Source organism: Allorhizobium undicola ORS 992 = ATCC 700741 (assembly GCF_000621665.1).
Classification (GTDB): Bacteria; Pseudomonadota; Alphaproteobacteria; order Rhizobiales; family Rhizobiaceae; genus Allorhizobium; species Allorhizobium undicola.
The window spans coordinates 1-18,917 of sequence record NZ_JHXQ01000028.1 but is presented as its reverse complement, the minus strand read 5'-3'; the positions used below and the strand labels follow the sequence as shown (position 1 = coordinate 18,917).

Here is an 18,917-nt window from a genome sequence, read left to right as displayed (position 1 = left end):
CGGAGTGAAACGAGGATCGACAAGATTATGCTTCAAAAAGATAAGGTTAGAGCGCTTTGCGCAAACTTGCACTCGGGAATCCACGAAGTGAAAGGTCAGATCCATGCCCCAGACCGAACCCAGACTGGAAGCGAGCTGGAAAGCGGAAATCGGCTCCGAATTCTCCAAGCCTTATATGCAGCATCTCAAGCAGTTTTTGCTGAGGGAAAAGGAAGAGGGCAAGCATATCTTCCCGCGCGGGTCTGATTATTTCCGGGCGCTCGATCTGACGCCTGTCGATAAGGTGCGGGTGGTCATTCTCGGTCAGGACCCCTATCACGGGGCGGGGCAGGCGCATGGCCTGTGCTTTTCGGTGCGCCCCGGCGTGCGCGTGCCGCCATCGCTGGTAAACATTTACAAGGAGCTGAAGAGTGACCTTGGCATAGAGCCGGTGGGCCATGGGTTTCTGGAGCATTGGGCGCGTCAGGGCGTGCTTTTGCTCAACAGCGTGCTGACGGTGGAAGAGGGACGCGCCGGTTCCCATCAGGGGCAGGGCTGGGAAAGTTTCACCGATCGCATTGTCCATAGCGTGGCGGATCGGTGCGAGCATGTGGTGTTCATGCTGTGGGGCGCCTATGCCCAGAAAAAGGCAGGCTTTGTCGATCCCCACCGTCATCTGGTGCTGAAGGCGCCGCATCCCTCGCCGCTTTCGGCCCATAACGGCTTTTTTGGGTGCAGGCATTTTTCCAGGGCAAATGCCTATCTGGAAAGTCACGGGCGCTCTCCCATCGACTGGCAATTGCCGCAGGTTCCGCAGGAGGATTGAGCGTCTTATGGAGAAGGTCGCAGAAGGCCGTGCGCGCTCTTTCCCTTCTCGTCTTTGCGCCGAACAGGCTGATCCAATCACGGTGGCTTGATCGGAGAGGTTCGCGCTTTCAAACACTCAGGCGCTGTGATAGCTGCACCCCGCAATCCGTGGGGATGTGATGAATATAGTCAAACAAATTATTCGAAGGTTATCACCTTCAAAAGTAGAAGATGTCGCGATCGAGCAAGTCGAGCCCGTCGATCTCCGCGAAGTGGGCCGCAATGATGAAATCGACTTCTGGCGCGGCTTTTGCGCCAGTGAGAGATTTATCGAGAATTTCTGCGTTCGCGTCCCCAATCCGGAGATGAATGCGGATGTCGAACTCTTCATCAAATGCCATGCCCTGGCGGAAAACCGGCTTGGCCGTGTCCCGAAGGTGCTGGATATAGGCTCCGGTCCCGTCAGCATGTTGTCGCACAGTTTCGTGGACGAGAAGGTGGAGCTGCACGCCGCCGATCCGCTGGCGTCCGATTATCTCACCTTGTGGAACCCCGAAGGCTACAAGGATCTCGTCCTGCCGGTCGAATGCGCAATCGAAGAGCTGAGCCAGACCTTCGGGCGCGACGAATTCGATGTCACGCATATCCGCAATGCCCTTGACCATACGGCCAGCCCGCTGAAAGGTCTGGACGAGATGCTGCATGTGACGAAGCCCGGCGGCTTCCTGATCGTGCATGGTTTTGCCAATGAGGCGAGAGAGGAAAACTGGTGCGGGTTTCATCAGTGGAATCTCTGCTGGGCGGAGGGCAATGATTTCACCATCACCGGCAAAGATGGCGTGATGCACAGTGTTGCCGCCTATCTTGGAAACAGGGCGCGGATCCTGCGGCCTTGGATGGGCAAGACAAGGGATGACAAATCCTGGTGCGGGTTCATTGCGCAGAAATCCTTCTGAAGGGTTGGCAAGATCAGGCGCTTGACTGCCAGAGCATTTCCAGAAAAAGTGTCGTCTCGGTTTTCCGTCCGGAAATGCGCAAAAACAAAAGCCTGGAGCGCGTCCGGTGAACCTGTGTTCACCGGATGCGCTCCAGGCCGTGACGGTTGAACCTCTATTTCAACAGAGGAGACCGTCATGCAGCAGCTGAATGATAATCCCCGGCATTTGCAGTTCTATATCGATGGGGCATGGGTGGCCCCCGCCGTCCCGGCGCGTCTCGATGTTATCGATCCCGCCACGGAGCAGGCCTTCACGGCCATTTCGCTTGGCGGGCAGGCGGATGTGGATAGCGCCGTGCTTGCCGCGCGTGCGGCTTTTGGCAGCTTTTCACAATGGTCGGTAGAGGAGCGGCTGGCGCTTCTGGAGCGTATTCTGGAAGAATATAACCGCCGTTTTGAGGATATAGCCGAGGCCGTCAGCCGGGAAATGGGCGCTCCCGTTACCTTTGCGCGGGAGGCGCAGGCCTGGGCAGGGCAGGCGCATCTGGAGGCAACGATTGCCGGGCTGAGGGACTTCACCTTCTGCGAGATGCGTGGCCAGACGATGATCCGCCGGGAGCCGATCGGTGTGGCGGCGCTGATCACGCCGTGGAACTGGCCGCTCAACCAGATTGTCTGCAAGGTGGCCCCCGCCTTGGCGGCAGGCTGCACCGTCGTGTTGAAGCCATCGGAAATCGCCCCCATCAGCGCCATCCTGTTTTCCGAGGTCATGGATGCGGCAGGCGTGCCGAAAGGGGTCTACAACATGGTGAATGGCACCGGGCCGGAGGTGGGGCAGGTCATGGCCGCTCATCCGGGCGTGGATATGGTTTCGTTTACCGGATCCACGCGGGCCGGGGTCATCGTGGCGAAAACGGCTGCCGATACGGTAAAGCGCGTGGCGCAGGAACTGGGCGGCAAGTCTCCCAATATCATTCTGCCGGATGCCGATCTGGAAAGCGCGGTGCGCCAGGGTGTGCAGGCCTGTTTTGCCAATTCAGGCCAATCCTGCGATGCGCCAACCCGGATGCTGGTGCCGAAAGCCCGTCATGACGAGGCACTGGCCTATGCCAGAGCCGAAGCCGAGGCGATGATCACCGGCGACCCACGCGAAGAAGTCACGCAATTGGGGCCAGTCGTCAGCCAGACCCAGTTCGACAAGATCCAGCGGCTGATTGCCGCCGGATTGACCGAAGGCGCCACATTGGTGACGGGCGGGCCGGGACGACCGGAGGGGATGGTGCGCGGCTATTATGTGCGACCCACGATTTTCGGCCATGTCACCAATGACATGACCATTGCGCGTGAGGAAATTTTCGGTCCTGTCCTGTCCATCCTTTCCTATGAGAGCGAGGAGGAAGCCGTGGCGATTGCCAATGACACGGTTTACGGGCTTGCCGCCTATATTCACAGCGGCAATATCGACCATGCGCGGCGCATTGCCCCGCAATTGCGGGCAGGGTCCGTGTTCATCAACGCTCCTGCCTGGGATGTGATGGCGCCGTTTGGCGGCTACAAGCAATCCGGCAATGGCCGTGAATATGCCGATTGGGCCATTCACGACTTCCTTGAAATCAAGGGCGTGGTGGGTTGGGGGTGAGGTCTGGACGTTGCGATAAAGTAACGGCCGGCTTTATTCAAAGGCAGCCCGGTTTTGCCGGGGAACAAAGTCACTCTATCCGCCTTTTTATAACCCTTCGTGTTTCCACTCAATCCAGTTTTCCTGTAAGCGGGCGGCTATAGTGTGTTCCATCCGCTTTCCGGTTGTATTTCGTGATTTTATAGAAGATGAATACTCGATGAATAGAAATTTTGTTTTGCGCACTGAATAGTATCGGAACAAAAATTTCTCCCATGGGTTTTTCCGACATCGAAACAACAGGAAGGAAAGACCCATGAACAGGAAGATCAGCATTGCTCTACTGGCTGCATTCGCCGCGTCCGTTTCCACTGCCGCTCTGGCGCAGGAAGGGGCAGTGACAGGGGCTGCTGGCGGCGCCGTTACCGGCGCTATCGTGGGTGGTCCGGTTGGTGCAGCCGTTGGCGGCGTTGCCGGTGCGATTGCCGGTACGGCCATCGATCCGCCGCCGCAGCGCGTTGTCACCTATGTCGAGCAGCAGCCGGTTCCGGCCCAGCCTTACGTCGTGGAGCAGAAGGTCGTTGTCGGCAAGCCCCTGCCGCGTCAGGTCGTTCTGACGCCGGTGCCTGAAGATCCGCATTACGCCTATGCCGTGGTGAACGATCAGCGCGTCATCGTCGATCCGGACTCCTATACGGTCGTTCAAGTCGTAAGGTAAGCAGGCGCAAGCCCTTTGAAATCAGGGCAGGCCCGGTGAACGCAGCTTCACCGGGCCTGCCCTGCTGTGTTGCCAGCAGAGCGGGGCTTTCGGAGTTTTTGACGATTTATCAAATGGTTGTGTGGGTTTACGATTAACCTTACCGCCATGTATAGATGCCTTCGCAATCGCGAAAGATTGTGAACGACCGGGAGGGAAGTTAAAGTCACCCTTATTATCAATGGATTTGCCATGAAGAAGCTGTTGCGAAGATTTCTGGATGCAGGTCCCGACCATGCGCTTGCGCCGGGTAGGGAGCGGATCGTTCTGGATCCTGCCGATTACGCCGCCATTTATGCGATTGGCGATGTGCATGGCTGCTATGCCGAACTTCTCGACGCAGAATGCCGGGTCTTGCGTGATGCCGCAGGGCGGGATGGGCGCAAACTCATTGTGTTTCTGGGCGATTACATCGATCGTGGCCCGTCATCGCGGCGCGTGGTCGAGCATTTGATGGCGCCGCATTCCTGCCGGGACTTCGATCGTATTACCTTGTGCGGCAATCATGATGCTGCATTTGCCGCCTTTCTCGAAAATCCTTCGGAAGGGCGCCGCTGGCTGGATTTCGGTGCTGCCGCCACGCTTTATTCCTATGGCGTCGATCTTGACCGCACATTGGCCGAAGGTGGCCTGCCGCATCTGGCAGAGCAGGTGCGCGGTGCAGTGCCGCTGGCGCACCGGCTGTGGTTTTCGGGCCTGCCGGTCGCGGTTGCGCTTGGACAGTTCGTGTTTGTCCATGCCGGGCTGGAACCGGGCACAGCGCTGGAAAAACAGGCGGATGACGATCTCATGTGGATCCGCGAGCCTTTCTTGCAGCGCGGGCCCGAACTGCCCGTGACTGTGGTTCATGGCCATACGCCCACCGATAACGTCACTTTCGGCAAGAACAGGATTGGCATCGATACCTGTGCCTATGCCACGGGCCGGCTCAGCGTGCTGCGGATCATCGACGGCGTTCCAAGCCTGATCTGATGTTTTTCTCGGGCAAAAAAGGCGGGCGCTGCTTTCCTTCAGCGCGACGTTTTTGCCCGGCTGGTTTCGGCTATGGCGATGCCGCCGAGAACGAGCGCCAGGGCCATGACATGGAAGAAATGCAGCTCTTCCGGCACGATGAGGACGGACAGGATGGTGCCGAAAACCGGCACGAGGTTGACGAACAGTCCGGCCCGGTTGGCGCCGATGATTTCCACCCCGCGAATATAAAGGATCTGCGAGACGAGCGCAGGCAGCAATCCGGTAAAGGCGATCAGCGCAAGGCCGCGCCCGTCCGGCAGCAGGAGCTGGCCGCTTGCCGCCTCCCAGACAACCAGCGGAACGGCCGAGATCACCGCGCCCAGTGCGGTGGCGGCCATCAGGCTTTTCCAGTGTATGGCGGGCTTGAACCGCAGCGCCACCGTATAGAGCCCGTAACAGAAAACGCCTGCCAGCATCAGGACATCGCCGAAATTCAGGCTTAGCGAAAGAAGGTTTTGCAGATTGCCATGGCCAGCGGTGATGGCGACGCCGGCAAAGCTGATGGAAAAGCCGATGACCTGCATGACATGGACGCGAATGCGAAACAGCAGGAAATTCAGCGCGAAGATGATGACCGGCACGCCACCCTGTTCGATGACGGCATTGACCACACTGGTGTAGCGCACGGCGCTGTAGAGAAAACCGTTGAAGGCGGTAAAGCCGATGGCGCCCAGCAGCAAGAGCCGTAGCCAGTGGCTGCGCAATTGCGGCCAGTCTGCCTTGAGCTGCGGCAGCGAAACCACCGTGACGGCCAGCAGCGCCAGCACCCAACGCGCCAGATTGAGAAACATGGGGCTGACATGCCCCACAGCCAGCTTGCCAGCCACGGCATTGCCGCCCCACAGCAATGTGGTCAGCACCAGATAGGCATAGGCTCTGCCCTGCATGGGTTTCCTCTTTTTGTTTCGCCGTGGGGTTTAATCTCTTTGGTATGGGGTTGTGAAGCGTTTTCACTGCGTTTCGCAAGCAAGCGGCCGGGCTCTTTGAAAATGCAGCTTTCTCTCACAAACGTGTCGCTTTTGGCGAAACAACGCAGTATAGATGCGCGGGTTTGGCATGGCCTTGGTCTTCGAGACGGCCAGGCGCTGCAAGGTGACGGTGGCGACGGTGTTTCCGGCGCGCAAGGACAGGATTGTGAAATGACGAATGTCGTGGTGGTGGGCTCCCAGTGGGGCGACGAAGGCAAGGGCAAGATTGTCGATTGGCTCTCCGAGCGCGCAGACATCGTGGTGCGCTATCAGGGCGGTCACAATGCCGGCCATACGCTCGTCATCGATGGCGTGTCCTACAAGCTGTCGCTGCTGCCCTCCGGCGTTGTCCGTCCCGGTAAAAAGGCCGTGATCGGCAATGGTGTCGTGGTCGATCCCCATGCGTTGATCGCCGAAATCGGCCGCTTGAAGGATCAGGGCGTCGAGGTGACGCCGGAAAACCTGCGCATTGCCGAAAACGCCACGCTGATCCTGTCGCTGCACCGCGAGCTGGACGGGATGCGGGAAGACGCCGCCTCCAACAGCGGCACCAAGATCGGCACCACGCGCCGGGGCATTGGCCCGGCCTATGAAGACAAGGTTGGCCGTCGCGCCATTCGCGTCATGGATCTTGCCGACACCGAGGCGCTGGCCGGCAAGGTTGATCGCATCCTCACCCACCACAATGCCCTGCGCCGCGGCTTCGGCGCGCCGGAAGTGGAGCATCAGGCGATCATGGAGGAACTGACCTCTATTGCCGATCGCGTGCTGCCCTTTATGGATAGCGTCTGGAGCCTGCTGGACAAGGAGCGCCGCAAGGGTGCGCGCATCCTGTTCGAAGGTGCGCAGGGTTCGCTGCTGGACATCGATCACGGCACCTATCCGTTCGTGACCTCCTCAAACACGGTTGCAGGGCAGGCGGCTGCCGGTTCCGGCATGGGGCCGGGCGCTCTCGGCTATATTCTCGGCATCACCAAGGCCTATACGACGCGCGTTGGCGAAGGTCCCTTCCCGACGGAGCTTCATGATGAAATCGGCCAGTTCCTTGGTGAGCGCGGCCATGAATTCGGCACTGTCACCGGGCGCAAGCGCCGCTGCGGCTGGTTCGATGCCGCACTGGTGCGCCAGTCCGTCGCCACCAACGGCATCACCGGCATTGCGCTGACCAAGCTCGACGTTCTCGATGGGCTGGACGAGCTGAAGATTTGCGTTGGCTACAGGCTGGACGGTCAGGAAATCGACTATCTGCCCGCCGCCCAGGCCGCCCAGGCACGGGTAGAGCCGATCTACATCACACTGGAAGGCTGGAAGGAATCCACCGTCGGGGCACGCAAATGGGCCGATCTTCCGGCGCAGGCCATCAAATATGTCCGGCAGGTGGAAGAATTGATCGGCGCGCCGGTTGCGCTGCTCTCCACCAGCCCCGAGCGGGACGACACGATACTTGTGACCGATCCTTTTGAGGATTAAGGTTGATTTTCATTAAAAAACAGGGCCATCTCGAAAAATGACATTTTGTTGTTTTTCGAGTGGCCTTGTGGCTTTGCTGCACCCTTTCAATCAGACGTGTCTTTCGGCGAGGACCAAGAGTAATTTCGGATGGCAGATTTCGTAGCAGTTATTCGACGCGCCGTTGACGGCCTTTCGAACAATACCCCGGAAATGCGCGTAAAGGTCTATGAAAAGGCCCGCGGTGCAGTGCGCCGTCAGCTTGAAAACATGACCCCGCGCCCGCCCGAAGAGATGTTGCGCCGCCAGCTCGAAAAGCTCGAGGCCGCCATCGCCGATGTCGAGGCGGAATATGCCGAGGCTTTGCCACCGCTGGAAGACGATGATGCCTATCAGCCGCCGGAACCTGCCGCAGCACCTCTGCCCGTTTTCCATGCCGAACCAGAGCCGGTGCCGGAGCCCGTGCATCGGCCTGAGCCTGAGCCGGTCGCGCCCGCACCCGCGCAGCGCATCGTTCATGAACCGGAACCCCTGCCGGTTTACGAGCCACCCGTAGAGCCTGAGCTTCAGCGCGCAGAACCTGAACAGCCGAGGCCGGTGGAGCCTGAGCCGGAAGCCGCCCCCCATTGGGCGGAGGCCGAGCCGGTGGTTGCGGCGGTGGTCACGCATGAACCCACTGTGGCGCCCGAGCCGGTCGCCCCCGATGCTCCGCATTATCGCGAGGTCGTGCAGGAGCCGCCTGCCTGGGGCGCGCCGCTGACCCAGACCGCCGCAGCCGCCGAAACCGCTGCCCGCCCTTCGCCGGATGACTGGATGGATCAGCATCTGGAAGCGGTCGATGCGCACAGGGCGCAGCCCGTTTCGCCCCATTCCGTTTCACCGGCAGTCGAGGAGCCGGTTCAACCCGTGCGCCCGGTCTCCATGCCTGCCGCGTCCGCGCCGGCCTTTGATGAGGCAAGCGCTCTCAGCGATTTCGACGCTTTCGTCCGTGAAAGTGCTGCCGCCCGCCGTGACTCGCAGCCGCAGGCCGCGCCTGACCTTCTCAACTTTGACGACAAATCTGCCCCGGTCAGCTTTGGCGAAGCGCCAGCGGCGGCGTCGCAAACGGGTGATCCCGACTGGATGAGCGATTTTGCCCCGCCGCCGAAGAGCGAAGCTGCTCCGGCCCGGCAAAAGACCAAGGGCGTGAAAAAGCCGACCCACAGCCCTGAGGAAATGGCGGCCGTCCTGGCGAAAACCAATCGCAAGGGCAAGAGCGGCGGCAAGCGGGGCGTTTTGCCCTATGTCGTCATTCTGGCGCTCGTTCTGGTGGTCGCGGGCGGTGGCTATTACGCCTTTGCGCATCGGGATGTGGTGAATGGTTTGCTGGCAAAAATCGGCATTGGGGCAACGACGCCTTCGCCATCCGGCTCTGCCACAGCGCCTGCGGCAGGCGGTCAGGCGCAGCCCGCATCCGCCGATGCGGCGGCCAGCAATCGCAAATTCAACCAGCGTCTGATGCCGGACGGCAAGGAAGTGGACGAAGGCGCCTCGACCGCAACGCCTGCGACGGGCGAAGGCCGTTCGGTCGCGGCACAATCGGCAGCGGCGGCTGGTGCGACGCCGCCGGTGCAGGCTGCGGCAGCCCCATCCACCACGCCGTTCACCGTGCCGGAAAATGGCCAGAAGGCCTATCTCTATGAGGAGCGTCTGGGGCAGACCACGCCGATGACGGTGCAGGGCTATGTCGTCTGGTCGGAAGTCAAGGAGACAGGCGACAATGGCAAGGCCGAACCTGTGATTCAGGGCCGCATTACCATTCCCGATCGCAGCCTGACGGCGCTTGTCACCTTCAAACGCAACACTGACAGCTCGCTTCCCGCCAGCCATTTGCTGGAAGTGGTCTTCTCCACCGGCGAGAAATTCGAGGGTGGCAGTATCGACAGCGTGCAGCGCGTGGCCATGAAGCGCACCGAGCAGGATCGTGGCGATCCCATCGTTGCGGTTCCGGCCAAGATCACCGACGACACTTTCATGGTGGCCTTCAACGATTTTGCCGAAGTCGTCTCCCGTAATGTCGAATTGCTGCGCACCCGTGACTGGATCGATATTCCCGTGACCTATCGCAATGGACGTCGCGCTTTGATGACGCTCGACAAGGGCGCAAGCGGCAAGCCGATCTTCGATAACGTCATCAAGGAGTGGGCCGCGTTGAGCGGTGGCCAGAACGGTGGCTGACGCAGGCCTTTGTCGGGAAGGGCTATACCGGGCGATCCGGCCTGCCTGCTTTTACAGCGCCGTGCGTTTTATCAAACGCTACAGTACACGACGCTGAGGAATTTGGCGTGGCCTACCCCCCTCTGCCTTGCCAGGCATCTCCCCCTCAAGGGGGGAGATTGCAATACGGACAAAGCGTCATTCTTCAAAGAATAGGTGTGGCGACGGTGTTTTTCAGGAATTCAGGCAGGGCCTTGATCTTGCCGATCTCCCCCCATGAGGGGGAGATGTCCGGCAGGACAGAGGGGGGTAAACCACGGCTAAAACCGTAGCGTCGTGTACTGTAATCAAACGCACAAAGGACGCGGTAACACTTTAAATCTGCTGCATAATTTTCACCTTAAATCGATTCCGATTTAAGAGATTATGCAGTAGAGCATTTTCAGGAAAACCGGTTTCCACTTTTTCTGAAAACGCTCTGAGGCCGGGCCGTTTTCTTTACGGGATCCTTCATGACAACAAATCTCTGCATCTGGATCGTCTCGGCGCTTTCCGTGCTTGGCGTGATCATTCGCCCGCGCGGCTGGCCGGAAGCGGTGTGGGCTGTGCTTGGCGCGGCAATCCTCTTGGTAACGGGTGCCATTGGCCTTGCAGAGGTTCAGGCCGGGATTGGCAAGGGGCAGGATGTCTATTTCTTTCTGATCGGCATGATGCTGCTGTCGGAGCTGGCGCGACGCGAAGGCCTGTTCGATTGGCTGGCGGCTCTGGCCACGGCGCGGGCAGGGGGCTCTTCGCTCAGGTTGTTCACGCTCATCTATGCTGTGGGCATTCTCGTTACGGTATTCCTGTCGAATGATGCAACGGCGGTTGTTCTGACGCCAGCCGTCTATGCGGCAACGAAGGCGGCGCGCTTGCGCAATCCCCTGCCTTATCTGCTCATTTGCGCCTTCATTGCCAATGCGGCCAGTTTCGTGCTGCCGATTTCCAACCCGGCCAATCTGGTGATTTTCGGGGGCGGCGCCATGCCGCCGCTTGGGAAATGGATGGAAAACTTTGCCCTGCCATCGCTTGTCGCAATTTCCGTCACCTTTCTTTGTCTCTTCCTGGTCGTGCGGCGTGACCTTCAGGCAGAACAGCCGGTGCGGGAAATCGAGACGCCGCAGCTTGCACGCGGCGCAAGGCTGGCGGGCTATGGCCTGGCGCTGACGGCAATCATTCTCGTTGCCGCCTCGGCCTTCGGGATGGATCTCGGAATTCCGACCTTCCTGGCGGGCACGGGTACCACGCTTCTGGTTCTGGCCATGAACCGGCAGAGCCCCGTTCCTGTTCTCAAGGGTGTGTCCTGGGGCGTTTTGCCGCTGGTGGCGGGTCTCTTCGTGCTGGTAGAGGCGCTGGACCGCACGGGCCTGACGACCATGCTGGCTGGCCTGCTTCGGGATGCGTCTGCGGACCATCCTTCCGGGGCGGTGATGGGCGTGGGTCTGGTCACGGGGCTTGTCACCAATCTGGTGAACAATCTTCCGGCAGGGCTAGTGGCCGGTGCCACCGTTCAGGCGGCGCAGTCGCCGGAGCGGATTTCCGCAGCCGTGCTGATCGGCATAGATCTTGGCCCTAATCTTTCCGTCACCGGTTCACTCGCCACCATTCTCTGGCTTGCCGCGCTGCGCCGGGAAGGATTGTCCATGGGTGGCTGGGCATTTCTGAAGGTCGGCACGGTGGTTATGCTGCCAGCATTGCTGCTGAGCCTTGCGGCCCTGGCGCTTTTCAGCGCCGGGGGGTGAGCAATTCCGGCGTCAGGCTTCTACCACGCGCAGTGCCTTGGCGCGCTCCAGCGCGTCCTTTTGCACGGCTTCCTGCACTTTTTCAAAGGCGCGAACCTCGATCTGGCGCACGCGCTCCCGGCTGATTTCGAACTCCGCAGACAGCTCTTCCAGCGTCACCGGCTCCTCGGTCAGGCGGCGGGCTTCGAAAATGCGCTTCTCGCGCTCATTCAACACGCTCATGGCGCGGGAAAGCATGTTGCGGCGGCTTTCCAGCTCGTCCTGCTCGATCAGAATGTCTTCCTGACTGTCATGGTCATCCACCAGCCAATCCTGCCATTGCCCGGATTCGCCCTCGCTGGCGCGCAAGGGGGCGTTGAGCGATGCATCGCCGGAAAGCCGGCGGTTCATCGAAACGACCTCTTCTTCCGAGACATTCAGTTTGGTGGCGATTTCCTTGACCTGTTCCGGCTTCAGATCACCTTCATCGATGGCCTGAATACGGCCCTTGAGGCGGCGCAGGTTGAAGAACAAACGCTTCTGGTTGGCGGTGGTGCCCATTTTCACCAGAGACCAGGAGCGCAGGATATATTCCTGAATCGAGGCCTTGATCCACCACATGGCATAGGTCGCAAGGCGGAAGCCGCGTTCGGGATCGAACTTCTTGACCGCCTGCATCAGGCCGACATTGCCTTCCGAAACCACTTCGCCAATCGGCAGGCCATAGCCGCGATAGCCCATGGCGATCTTTGCCACGAGACGCAGGTGACTTGTCACCAGACGATGAGCGGCATCGCGATCCCCATGCTCGGCATAACGCTTGGCCAGCATGTATTCTTCCTGCGGCTCCAGCATCGGAAACTTGCGGATTTCATCGAGATAGCGATTGAGACCGGCTTCACCGGCGGTAATCGAAGGCAGCGTATTGCGGGCCATAAAGCACCCCTTTCGTCCCTGAACCTCCCGGCCTTGGGCAGGTTCTTGCGTGCGGATCGCATGATCCCACACGACACCGCATGAAAGATAGGAATGGTGACTAAAGCTTTCAAGCCTCACTTTCGTCGCAAGGCCCGATATTCGCGCGGGGCCCGATATTCATGTGGGGAGGCGTTCTCTCACGCATCCCCCCCCATAAAGCGTTTTACAGGCTTCGCAGCGCTTCAAGAATTGTTTCCATATCTTCGGGAATGGGCGCTTCGAAATGCATGACCTCACCGGTTGCCGGATGTTCGAAGGCCAGGAGATAGGCGTGCAGCGCCTGACGGTGCAGGGTGTTGACGATGGTGCGGGCTGGTTCCGGCAGGCGGTTGGCCTTGGTACGGTAGGAGCCGCCATATTCGGGATCGCCAATCAGCGGATGGCCGATATGAGCCATGTGAACGCGGATCTGATGGGTGCGTCCGGTTTCCAGGCGGCATTCCACCAGCGAGGCAAGGCAGGTGGCGTCCGGGTTTTCGCCGTAGCGTTCCATCACCTCGTAATGGGTGATGGCTTCACGGGCATCGCCGCCCTCATGGCGCTTCACGGCGCGGCGGGTGCGGTCATGGGCGCGGCCGAGCGGTGCGTCGATCGTGCCATGCAGGTTGCGCGGACGGCCCCAGACCACGGCCTGATAGGCCCGCTCCAGCGGGCCGGTGCGGCCATGATCGGCAAACTGGTCTGCCAGATGGCGATGCGCCAGATCGTTCTTGGCCACGACCATGACACCCGATGTTTCCTTGTCCAGCCGGTGCACGATGCCGGGGCGGCGCACGCCGCCAATGCCCGAAAGGCTGTCGCCGCAATGATGGATCAGCGCATTGACCAGCGTACCGGTCCAGTTGCCTGCGCCCGGATGCACCACAAGCCCCGCCGGTTTGGAAATGACGATAAGGTCGTCATCTTCATAAAGCACCTCCAGCGGAATGTCCTCGCCCTGCGGTTCGGGGTCTTCCGGCTCCGGCAGAACGATCGTCACGGTGTCGCCGGGGCGGATCTTGCGTTTCGGCTCGGTGATGGTGGCGCCATTCACCTCAACGGCTCCCTGCTCGATCAGCGCCTTGACGCGGTTGCGGGAAAATTCGCCCTCAAGCTCGGCGGCAAGCCATACATCCAGACGTCCTTCGGCGTGGTCGGCGGCAATCAGCTCTTTCCTTGCGTCATCGGCTTGGGTAAAGGGTTCGGTCATCAGTTAAAAGTCCTGCTATACGCCAGCCGGGAAAGGTTGAGGTCTCAATGAGCCATATCGAAACGGAAGACCAGGAAGAAAAGCCTCTCGATCCGGCTTTCGAACATGTTCGCCGGAAGATGGTGATCCTTCAGCTCGTTTCCGTCGGGCTGATCCTGTTCTGCCTTATGCTTGTCCTCGGGGCCGTTGTCTACAAGGTAATGCAGTCCAAGGCCAGCGCGCCTGCCGCGCAGCCTGCATCTGCCTTTCCCGTTCCCTCCGGCGGCAAGGCGCTGGCCACCACGGCACGCCTGCCGCAGGGCTTCACCATCAGTTCCACGGCGCTTTCCGGAACGCAGGTGCTGTTCTTCGGCAAGACGGCGGAAGGCGTGGCCAAGGCCTATATCTTCGATGCAGGCTCCGGCAACATGCTCTCCGACATCACCGTCGAGGGGGCGCGGTGAGCCAAACCATCGCCATCACCGATGCGCTCGATCCGCGCATCGGCGAATTCCGGCAGATCCGCGAGCGCGATCTGGTGGGGCGCGAGGGCTGCTTCATTGCGGAAGGAACGGTGGTGCTGCGGCTGTTGATCGCTGCGCACAAGGCCGGTCGCGGCATCGTGGCCGAGAAACTGCTTTTGCTTGAAAACCGGGTGGAAGGTCTGCGCGACCTTCTGCACGAATGGCCGCAGGACCTGCCGGTCTATGTGGCAAGCCAGAGCGTGCTGAGCGAGATTGCCGGTTTTCACCTGCATCGCGGCGTGCTGGCGCTTGGGCGGCGCCAATCTCTATTCTCGCGCGAGGCGCTGCTTTCGGACATGCCCGATGATGCGCTGGTGCTGGCGGGCTGTGGCATTGCCAATCACGACAATGTCGGGGCGATGTTCCGCAATGCCGCAGCCTTCGAGGCCAATGCCGTGCTGCTCGACCAAACCTCCTGCGACCCGTTTTATCGCAAGGCGCTGCGGGTTTCCGTGGGATCGGTGCTGGCAGTGCCGCAATGCCGCGAGGGCAGCGGGCTGGAGCTTCTGGCAAGCCTCGATGCCCATGGCTTCCAGATCTTGCCGCTGAGCCCGGCAGGCATTGTGGAAATTGGCGACATCAAACCGGCGCGCCGGGTGGCGCTGGTGGTCGGAACGGAAGGCGAGGGCCTGCCTGCGGCGGTTATGGAGCGGTTCCAGCCCGTGCGGATCGCACAATCGCCGCGGCTGGACAGTCTCAACCTCGGCACGGCCAGCGGCATTGCGCTGCACGCCATTGCCCGTGCCATGGGACGGGTTTAGAGCATTTGCAGGAAAAGTGCGTTACGCTTTTCCATCCGAAAATGCGTAAAAACAAACAGTCAGAGCCGTATCCGGCAGCCGCGCAATTTTCCTTGCTTGCCGGGATGACGCTCAATCCTGCTTCGTGAGAAAGGCAGGCAGCACGCGATGCAGATGAGCGCTTACAAGGCTCCGGGGCTGGTCGGCCTGCAATAGCGGATCAAGAAAGGCGAAGTCCTGATTTTTCAGGGCGGTCAAGACCAGCATGTCCGCAGCCGTTGCGGCCATCTCCTGCCGCAGCGCCTCGTCATCGGCGGTTTCGATGGCATTGCCGATGCGCTCCGTCAACTTTGCAAAGCGCTCGCGAATGTCTGTTTCCAGCTTTTCCACTGCCGTGGTCAACGAGCCTCTCCCTTTGCGCCGTGCAGCGGCTGCGTCAGCTTTTCAAGCCGCTCTTCCAGCCGCAGCACCTTGTCTTCTTCCTGCATGAGCCGCTGCTCCGCCTTTTGCGCCCTTGCATCCGCCGCCTTGACAACCGCCTGCTGCTCGTCGCGCTCCTGCCTTAGCGCATTGAGCCGCAGGCGCAAATCCTGAATTTCCGTTTCGCGATGCATCACCTCGCGCGCCAGGGCGGTTTTGTCCTTTTCCGCCGCCTCGCCGGAGCGCAACAGGGCCTCGATCTGCAAGTCGCGCTCCACGATGGTTGCCTCGCTGCGATCCAGCACGCTTTTGAGATGTTGTTCCCGCCGGGCCGCTTCGCGGGCATCGGCACGAAGCTGCGCTGCTTCGGTGCTCATCGCATTGATCTGGTCCAGATGGGATTGCTCGTCGCGAAGGGCGCGGCGCATTTCGGCGATTGCCTGATCGGCGGCGACCTTCAAGGCGACCTTGTCTTCCCGCTCGCGCTTCAGCGCATGGGCCAGACGGGCATTTTCCGCGGCGTGAACGGCACGCACCATGTCTTTCTGGGCGCGTACCTCATCGGCGGAAAGTGGCGTGGTGAGCCGTAGCCGGTTTTCCGTGTAGACAACCACGCGCCGCTGGATTGCCGGACTGACCAGGGCCACCAGCAGCAAGGCGGCAAAGAAGCCAAGGGCGAACAAAAGGCCATATTCAATCACGGCAGGCTGCTTTCCTCTCATTCCAGCAGCAGGCGCCCGCTTTCAGGTGCCAGGCGCTCATGACATTTGCCTTAGAGCCTTTCACTGTTTCACGGAAACGGTGAAAGGCTCTAACTGTTTGTTTTTACGCACTTCCGGACGGAAAACCGGTTTCCACTTTTCCTGAAAATGCTCTAGAAGGGGTTCCAGGTCGAGTTTTGGGTCAGTTTGAGATAGCCGACATTGACACCGAGGCGCGCACCGAGCCCCGTGCGGATCGGCACGATCAACTGATTGTTGTTTTTCAACACCGTCATGCCAACGCCCGCCACCACATAGGCCGAGCCGCTGACGCCGCCGAAGCGGGTGTAGAGAGCGTTGACGCTGGGCAGGTTATAAACGAGCATCATGGAACGGGTGCCATTGCCGCCGTAATCCAGGCCAAGCGAGGGGCCCTGCCAGAAGACCGGATGCTGCCCGGCATTCTTGGTGTAAAGCGTGCCTTCGCCATAGGTCAGCCCGGCGATGAAGGCGCCGGAACCTTCCTGGCCGAGAATATAGCCATTCGGCAGGCCATATTGCGAAAAGGCCCTTTCGATGACCTTCGCCAGCGCGCCGCTGGTGGAGCCAAAGAAGGAATGCCCGGCATCAACCACTTCCTGCATGGTATACTGGTCGCCCTGTGCCTGGGCACTTGCCGGCGCCAGAGCCACGGCCAGACTGGAAAACAAGAGCCCCGCAAGCATGAGCGTGGACTGCAAGGCGTGCCGAATGTTGAAAAAGCCCATGGCTTCCTCCCCGGTTATAAACTGTTCGAGCCGCAATTTTCGGCCTGATCGTTATCTTGATGCTTTGGTCTTAACAATCGGTTTACCAAATATGGTGTCATTATGGCGAGGAATGTTTGGATCGAACCCATGCCTTTGCCCGGACTTCGGGCGGGAAGGGGCCGGTCCTGTCCTCGTCTGCGCGCAATCGCGCGGCAGGGAACGCAACAGGCGGTTCCGCGGGCTTGGTCCCGTGTCGCAATCGCTTTAACCTGAAACGGCGTTTTTGATCGGGGGATTGGAAAACGCCTTGCCGTCGAGGAGACTTCGATGCTGAAAAACACCACGCTGACACTGGCAGGGCCAGACCTGGCCGCCCTTCTGTGCAGCCGCGTCTGCCATGACGTGATTTCTCCGGTGGGCGCCATTACCAACGGGTTGGAGCTTCTGGACGAGGGCGGCGCCGATGAAGACGCCATGGAGCTTATTCGCGCCAGCGCGCTGAATGCATCGGTACGGCTGAAATTTGCGCGTCTTGCCTTCGGCGCTTCAGGATCGGTCGGCGCTTCCATCGATACCGGCGAGGCGGAAAAGGCCGCGCGCGATTTCGCCGCTGCCGAAAAGAAGACGGAGCTCACCTGGAGCGGTCCGCGCGCCATCATTGCCAAGAACCGGGTGAAGCTGCTGCTCAACCTCTTCCTCGTGGCCTATGGCGCCATTCCGCGCGGCGGCAACATGGACATCGTTCTGGAAAACCCCGAAACCGAGGCCCGCTTCAGCATTACCGTCAAGGGACGTATGCTGCGCGTGCCGCCGAAATTTGCCGAAATCTGCGAAGGCCGCCTGGAAGAGGCCGTCGATGCCCACTCCATCCAGCCCTATTACACCGTGCTTCTGGCCGATGAATCCGGCATGGAGCTGAAATATACGGTGGGCGAGGGCGAAATCGTTTTTACCGCGCAGACCGTCACGCCTGCGTGATTGTCCTTACTTCAACTCCGACGGTAACTTTTCATTAGCCTCCCCGCTTTACCCTTGGTGAGGCGGGGCAGAAGGCTTGCGGCAGCGCTTTCGGGCCTTGATGCTGTCTTGCGGCAGCATGGCATGGCGCAACGCCCCCGACATGTGGGTGCAAGGGGCAGGCGCGCTTGAGGCAACCATGCCGAACCGGAATTGCGCAACCTGCCGGTGGCCGACCGGGCAATGGCAGGCGTCCGGCCGGGCTGTGATTGCGGGTGCAAAGGGGAAAGTCACGTGAAGCAACTGATGATCGCGGATTCGTCGGATATTGTCCGCAAGGTCGGGCGAAAGATCCTTTCCGAACTCGATTACGAGGTGATCGAGGCGGCTTCCGCGCGCGATGCCCTGTTGCAATGCGACCGTAAACTTCCCGATTTCATGATTGTCGATGCCGGTCTCGATGGTGCGCTCGATCTGATTACCAATGTGCGCTCCATTCCCGACGGCAAGGACGTGAAGATTTTTTACTGCGTGATCGAGGCAGACCTGAAAACCATGATGGCGGGCAAGCGCGCCGGCGCCAATGATTTTCTGCTCAAGCCCTTCGACCGCAAGATTTTGACGCAGGTGTTTTCCAACCGCGCAGCCGCCTGACCGGCGCGTCAACATTTTACCGCGCCCTGCGCATTATCAAACGTGCAAGCTGGCTGTAACGCTCTAAAATCGAGCCATAATTTTCAACCTAAACCGAGCAAGGCTGAAGGAATTATGCAGTTGGTGGAGATGCCGGGCGAACACAGGCGGTAGGCCGCCCGAGAACATCCTACAGCGCCGTGCGTTTTAACAAACGCCACAGTACACGACGCTGAAGTATGTCGGGTGGCCTACCCCCCCTCTGCCTTGCCAGGCATCTCCCCCTCAAGGGCAGGGCTATTGCATATGAGCGATCATTGAGATGAGGAACTGATCGTCCCATCCCGCTTTTTTGATTTTTCGTCGGATGGATGCTTTGTCTGGGTGCTGGCGGATGATGTTGAGTGCGAGTTTTCGCAAGATAGAGAGGTTTTGCGGGCCGTTGTCTTTGCGATTACGGGCCGCATCTTCACAGAAGGCTACGTCGAGTACCCAGTGTAACTGGTTTTCGATCGTCCAGTGCGCCCTGACTACCCGCAGGAAAGCCTCGGCACTGATTTCC

At 60.1% G+C, this 18,917-nt stretch carries 19 protein-coding genes; 12 read left to right on the top strand and 7 right to left on the bottom strand.

Annotation, left to right across the window (positions count from 1 at the left end; translation table 11 throughout):
- The first annotated feature begins 103 nt into the window (after positions 1–103).
- The 5 genes from ung to T424_RS0117625 all read left to right on the top strand — a co-directional run bounded on the left by ung (position 104) and on the right by T424_RS0117625 (position 5,070).
- Positions 104–805, top strand: coding sequence for a uracil-DNA glycosylase (ung, locus tag T424_RS0117645; protein WP_027488906.1), 702 nt, complete (start codon positions 104–106; stop codon positions 803–805).
- Between the two features lie 160 nt (positions 806–965).
- Positions 966–1,742, top strand: coding sequence for a class I SAM-dependent methyltransferase (locus tag T424_RS21865; protein ID WP_084268572.1), 777 nt, complete (start codon positions 966–968; stop codon positions 1,740–1,742).
- Positions 1,743–1,919: 177 nt separating this feature from the next.
- A complete protein-coding gene (locus T424_RS0117635; RefSeq protein ID WP_037068231.1) occupies positions 1,920–3,362 on the top strand; it encodes an aldehyde dehydrogenase family protein in 1,443 nt (480 codons plus the stop codon).
- Between the two features lie 295 nt (positions 3,363–3,657).
- Entirely contained in the window at positions 3,658–4,059 is a 402-nt protein-coding gene (locus tag T424_RS0117630; protein WP_027488904.1) for a DUF1236 domain-containing protein, read from the top strand.
- A 231-nt stretch (positions 4,060–4,290) separates the two neighbouring features.
- The gene (locus tag T424_RS0117625) at positions 4,291–5,070 is read left to right on the top strand and encodes a metallophosphoesterase family protein (protein WP_027488903.1); all 780 of its coding nucleotides are present in this window, start codon (positions 4,291–4,293) and stop codon (positions 5,068–5,070) included.
- Positions 5,071–5,108: 38 nt separating this feature from the next.
- Here T424_RS0117625 and T424_RS0117620 read toward each other — a convergent pair whose 3' ends face one another.
- Complete coding sequence (locus T424_RS0117620; protein ID WP_027488902.1) at positions 5,109–5,999, bottom strand: DMT family transporter; 891 nt, start codon at positions 5,997–5,999, stop codon at positions 5,109–5,111.
- A 252-nt stretch (positions 6,000–6,251) separates the two neighbouring features.
- On the opposite strand from T424_RS0117620, the gene T424_RS0117610 reads away from it, so the two are divergent.
- From T424_RS0117610 to T424_RS0117600, 3 genes are all read left to right on the top strand, one after another.
- Positions 6,252–7,550, top strand: coding sequence for an adenylosuccinate synthase (locus T424_RS0117610; protein ID WP_027488901.1), 1,299 nt, complete (start codon positions 6,252–6,254; stop codon positions 7,548–7,550).
- A gap of 129 nt (positions 7,551–7,679) precedes the next feature.
- On the top strand, positions 7,680–9,746 hold the full coding sequence (locus tag T424_RS0117605) for a hypothetical protein (RefSeq protein ID WP_027488900.1): 2,067 nt from the start codon (positions 7,680–7,682) through the stop codon (positions 9,744–9,746).
- Positions 9,747–10,237: 491 nt separating this feature from the next.
- Positions 10,238–11,506 (top strand): arsenic transporter, encoded by a 1,269-nt coding sequence (locus T424_RS0117600; RefSeq protein WP_027488899.1) that lies wholly within the window; start codon positions 10,238–10,240, stop codon positions 11,504–11,506.
- A 12-nt stretch (positions 11,507–11,518) separates the two neighbouring features.
- On the opposite strand, the gene rpoH is transcribed toward T424_RS0117600, so the two are convergent.
- Positions 11,519–12,421, bottom strand: coding sequence for an RNA polymerase sigma factor RpoH (gene rpoH, locus T424_RS0117595; protein WP_027488898.1), 903 nt, complete (start codon positions 12,419–12,421; stop codon positions 11,519–11,521).
- Between the two features lie 205 nt (positions 12,422–12,626).
- Positions 12,627–13,652: an RluA family pseudouridine synthase gene (locus T424_RS0117590; protein ID WP_027488897.1), complete on the bottom strand. Its 1,026-nt coding sequence runs from the start codon at positions 13,650–13,652 to the stop codon at positions 12,627–12,629.
- Positions 13,653–13,699: 47 nt separating this feature from the next.
- Here T424_RS0117590 and T424_RS0117585 point away from each other — a divergent pair, with 47 nt between their 5' ends.
- Positions 13,700–14,095: a hypothetical protein gene (locus T424_RS0117585; protein WP_027488896.1), complete on the top strand. Its 396-nt coding sequence runs from the start codon at positions 13,700–13,702 to the stop codon at positions 14,093–14,095.
- The gene (locus tag T424_RS0117580) at positions 14,092–14,916 is read left to right on the top strand and encodes a TrmH family RNA methyltransferase (RefSeq protein WP_027488895.1); all 825 of its coding nucleotides are present in this window, start codon (positions 14,092–14,094) and stop codon (positions 14,914–14,916) included. Before T424_RS0117585 ends, T424_RS0117580 begins: the two co-directional genes overlap by 4 nt.
- Positions 14,917–15,027: 111 nt before the next feature.
- Here T424_RS0117580 and T424_RS0117575 read toward each other — a convergent pair whose 3' ends face one another.
- The 3 genes from T424_RS0117575 to T424_RS0117565 form a co-directional block, all read right to left on the bottom strand.
- The gene (locus T424_RS0117575; RefSeq protein ID WP_027488894.1) at positions 15,028–15,297 is read right to left on the bottom strand and encodes a hypothetical protein; all 270 of its coding nucleotides are present in this window, start codon (positions 15,295–15,297) and stop codon (positions 15,028–15,030) included.
- Positions 15,294–16,016 carry a hypothetical protein gene (locus tag T424_RS0117570; RefSeq protein ID WP_154664976.1) on the bottom strand — a complete coding sequence of 241 codons (723 nt, stop codon included), beginning with the start codon at positions 16,014–16,016 and terminating at the stop codon, positions 15,294–15,296. The genes T424_RS0117575 and T424_RS0117570 overlap by 4 nt, the downstream gene beginning before the upstream one ends.
- Positions 16,017–16,189: 173 nt before the next feature.
- On the bottom strand, positions 16,190–16,783 hold the full coding sequence (locus T424_RS0117565) for a DUF1134 domain-containing protein (protein WP_051559194.1): 594 nt from the start codon (positions 16,781–16,783) through the stop codon (positions 16,190–16,192).
- Positions 16,784–17,092: 309 nt separating this feature from the next.
- Here T424_RS0117565 and chpT point away from each other — a divergent pair, with 309 nt between their 5' ends.
- A complete protein-coding gene (chpT, locus tag T424_RS0117560; RefSeq protein ID WP_027488891.1) occupies positions 17,093–17,743 on the top strand; it encodes a histidine phosphotransferase ChpT in 651 nt (216 codons plus the stop codon).
- Positions 17,744–18,016: 273 nt separating this feature from the next.
- Positions 18,017–18,376 (top strand): response regulator, encoded by a 360-nt coding sequence (locus T424_RS0117550; RefSeq protein ID WP_027488890.1) that lies wholly within the window; start codon positions 18,017–18,019, stop codon positions 18,374–18,376.
- Between the two features lie 276 nt (positions 18,377–18,652).
- Here the strand turns inward: T424_RS0117550 and T424_RS21410 are convergent.
- Positions 18,653–18,917, bottom strand: a 265-nt coding sequence (locus tag T424_RS21410) for an ISAs1 family transposase (protein WP_037068227.1), incomplete at its 5' end; no start/stop codon positions are given.

Coding starts and splice junctions, on each gene's coding strand:
- T424_RS0117565 (WP_051559194.1), bottom strand. CDS start 16,783: ATGGGCTTTTTCAACATTCGGCACGCCTTGCAGTCCACGCTCATGCTT.
- T424_RS0117585 (WP_027488896.1), top strand. CDS start 13,700: ATGAGCCATATCGAAACGGAAGACCAGGAAGAAAAGCCTCTCGATCCG.
- T424_RS0117590 (WP_027488897.1), bottom strand. CDS start 13,652: ATGACCGAACCCTTTACCCAAGCCGATGACGCAAGGAAAGAGCTGATT.
- T424_RS21865 (WP_084268572.1), top strand. CDS start 966: ATGAATATAGTCAAACAAATTATTCGAAGGTTATCACCTTCAAAAGTA.
- chpT (WP_027488891.1), top strand. CDS start 17,093: ATGCTGAAAAACACCACGCTGACACTGGCAGGGCCAGACCTGGCCGCC.
- T424_RS0117610 (WP_027488901.1), top strand. CDS start 6,252: ATGACGAATGTCGTGGTGGTGGGCTCCCAGTGGGGCGACGAAGGCAAG.
- T424_RS0117620 (WP_027488902.1), bottom strand. CDS start 5,999: ATGCAGGGCAGAGCCTATGCCTATCTGGTGCTGACCACATTGCTGTGG.
- T424_RS0117600 (WP_027488899.1), top strand. CDS start 10,238: ATGACAACAAATCTCTGCATCTGGATCGTCTCGGCGCTTTCCGTGCTT.
- T424_RS0117630 (WP_027488904.1), top strand. CDS start 3,658: ATGAACAGGAAGATCAGCATTGCTCTACTGGCTGCATTCGCCGCGTCC.
- T424_RS0117625 (WP_027488903.1), top strand. CDS start 4,291: ATGAAGAAGCTGTTGCGAAGATTTCTGGATGCAGGTCCCGACCATGCG.
- T424_RS0117635 (WP_037068231.1), top strand. CDS start 1,920: ATGCAGCAGCTGAATGATAATCCCCGGCATTTGCAGTTCTATATCGAT.
- T424_RS0117605 (WP_027488900.1), top strand. CDS start 7,680: ATGGCAGATTTCGTAGCAGTTATTCGACGCGCCGTTGACGGCCTTTCG.
- rpoH (WP_027488898.1), bottom strand. CDS start 12,421: ATGGCCCGCAATACGCTGCCTTCGATTACCGCCGGTGAAGCCGGTCTC.
- ung (WP_027488906.1), top strand. CDS start 104: ATGCCCCAGACCGAACCCAGACTGGAAGCGAGCTGGAAAGCGGAAATC.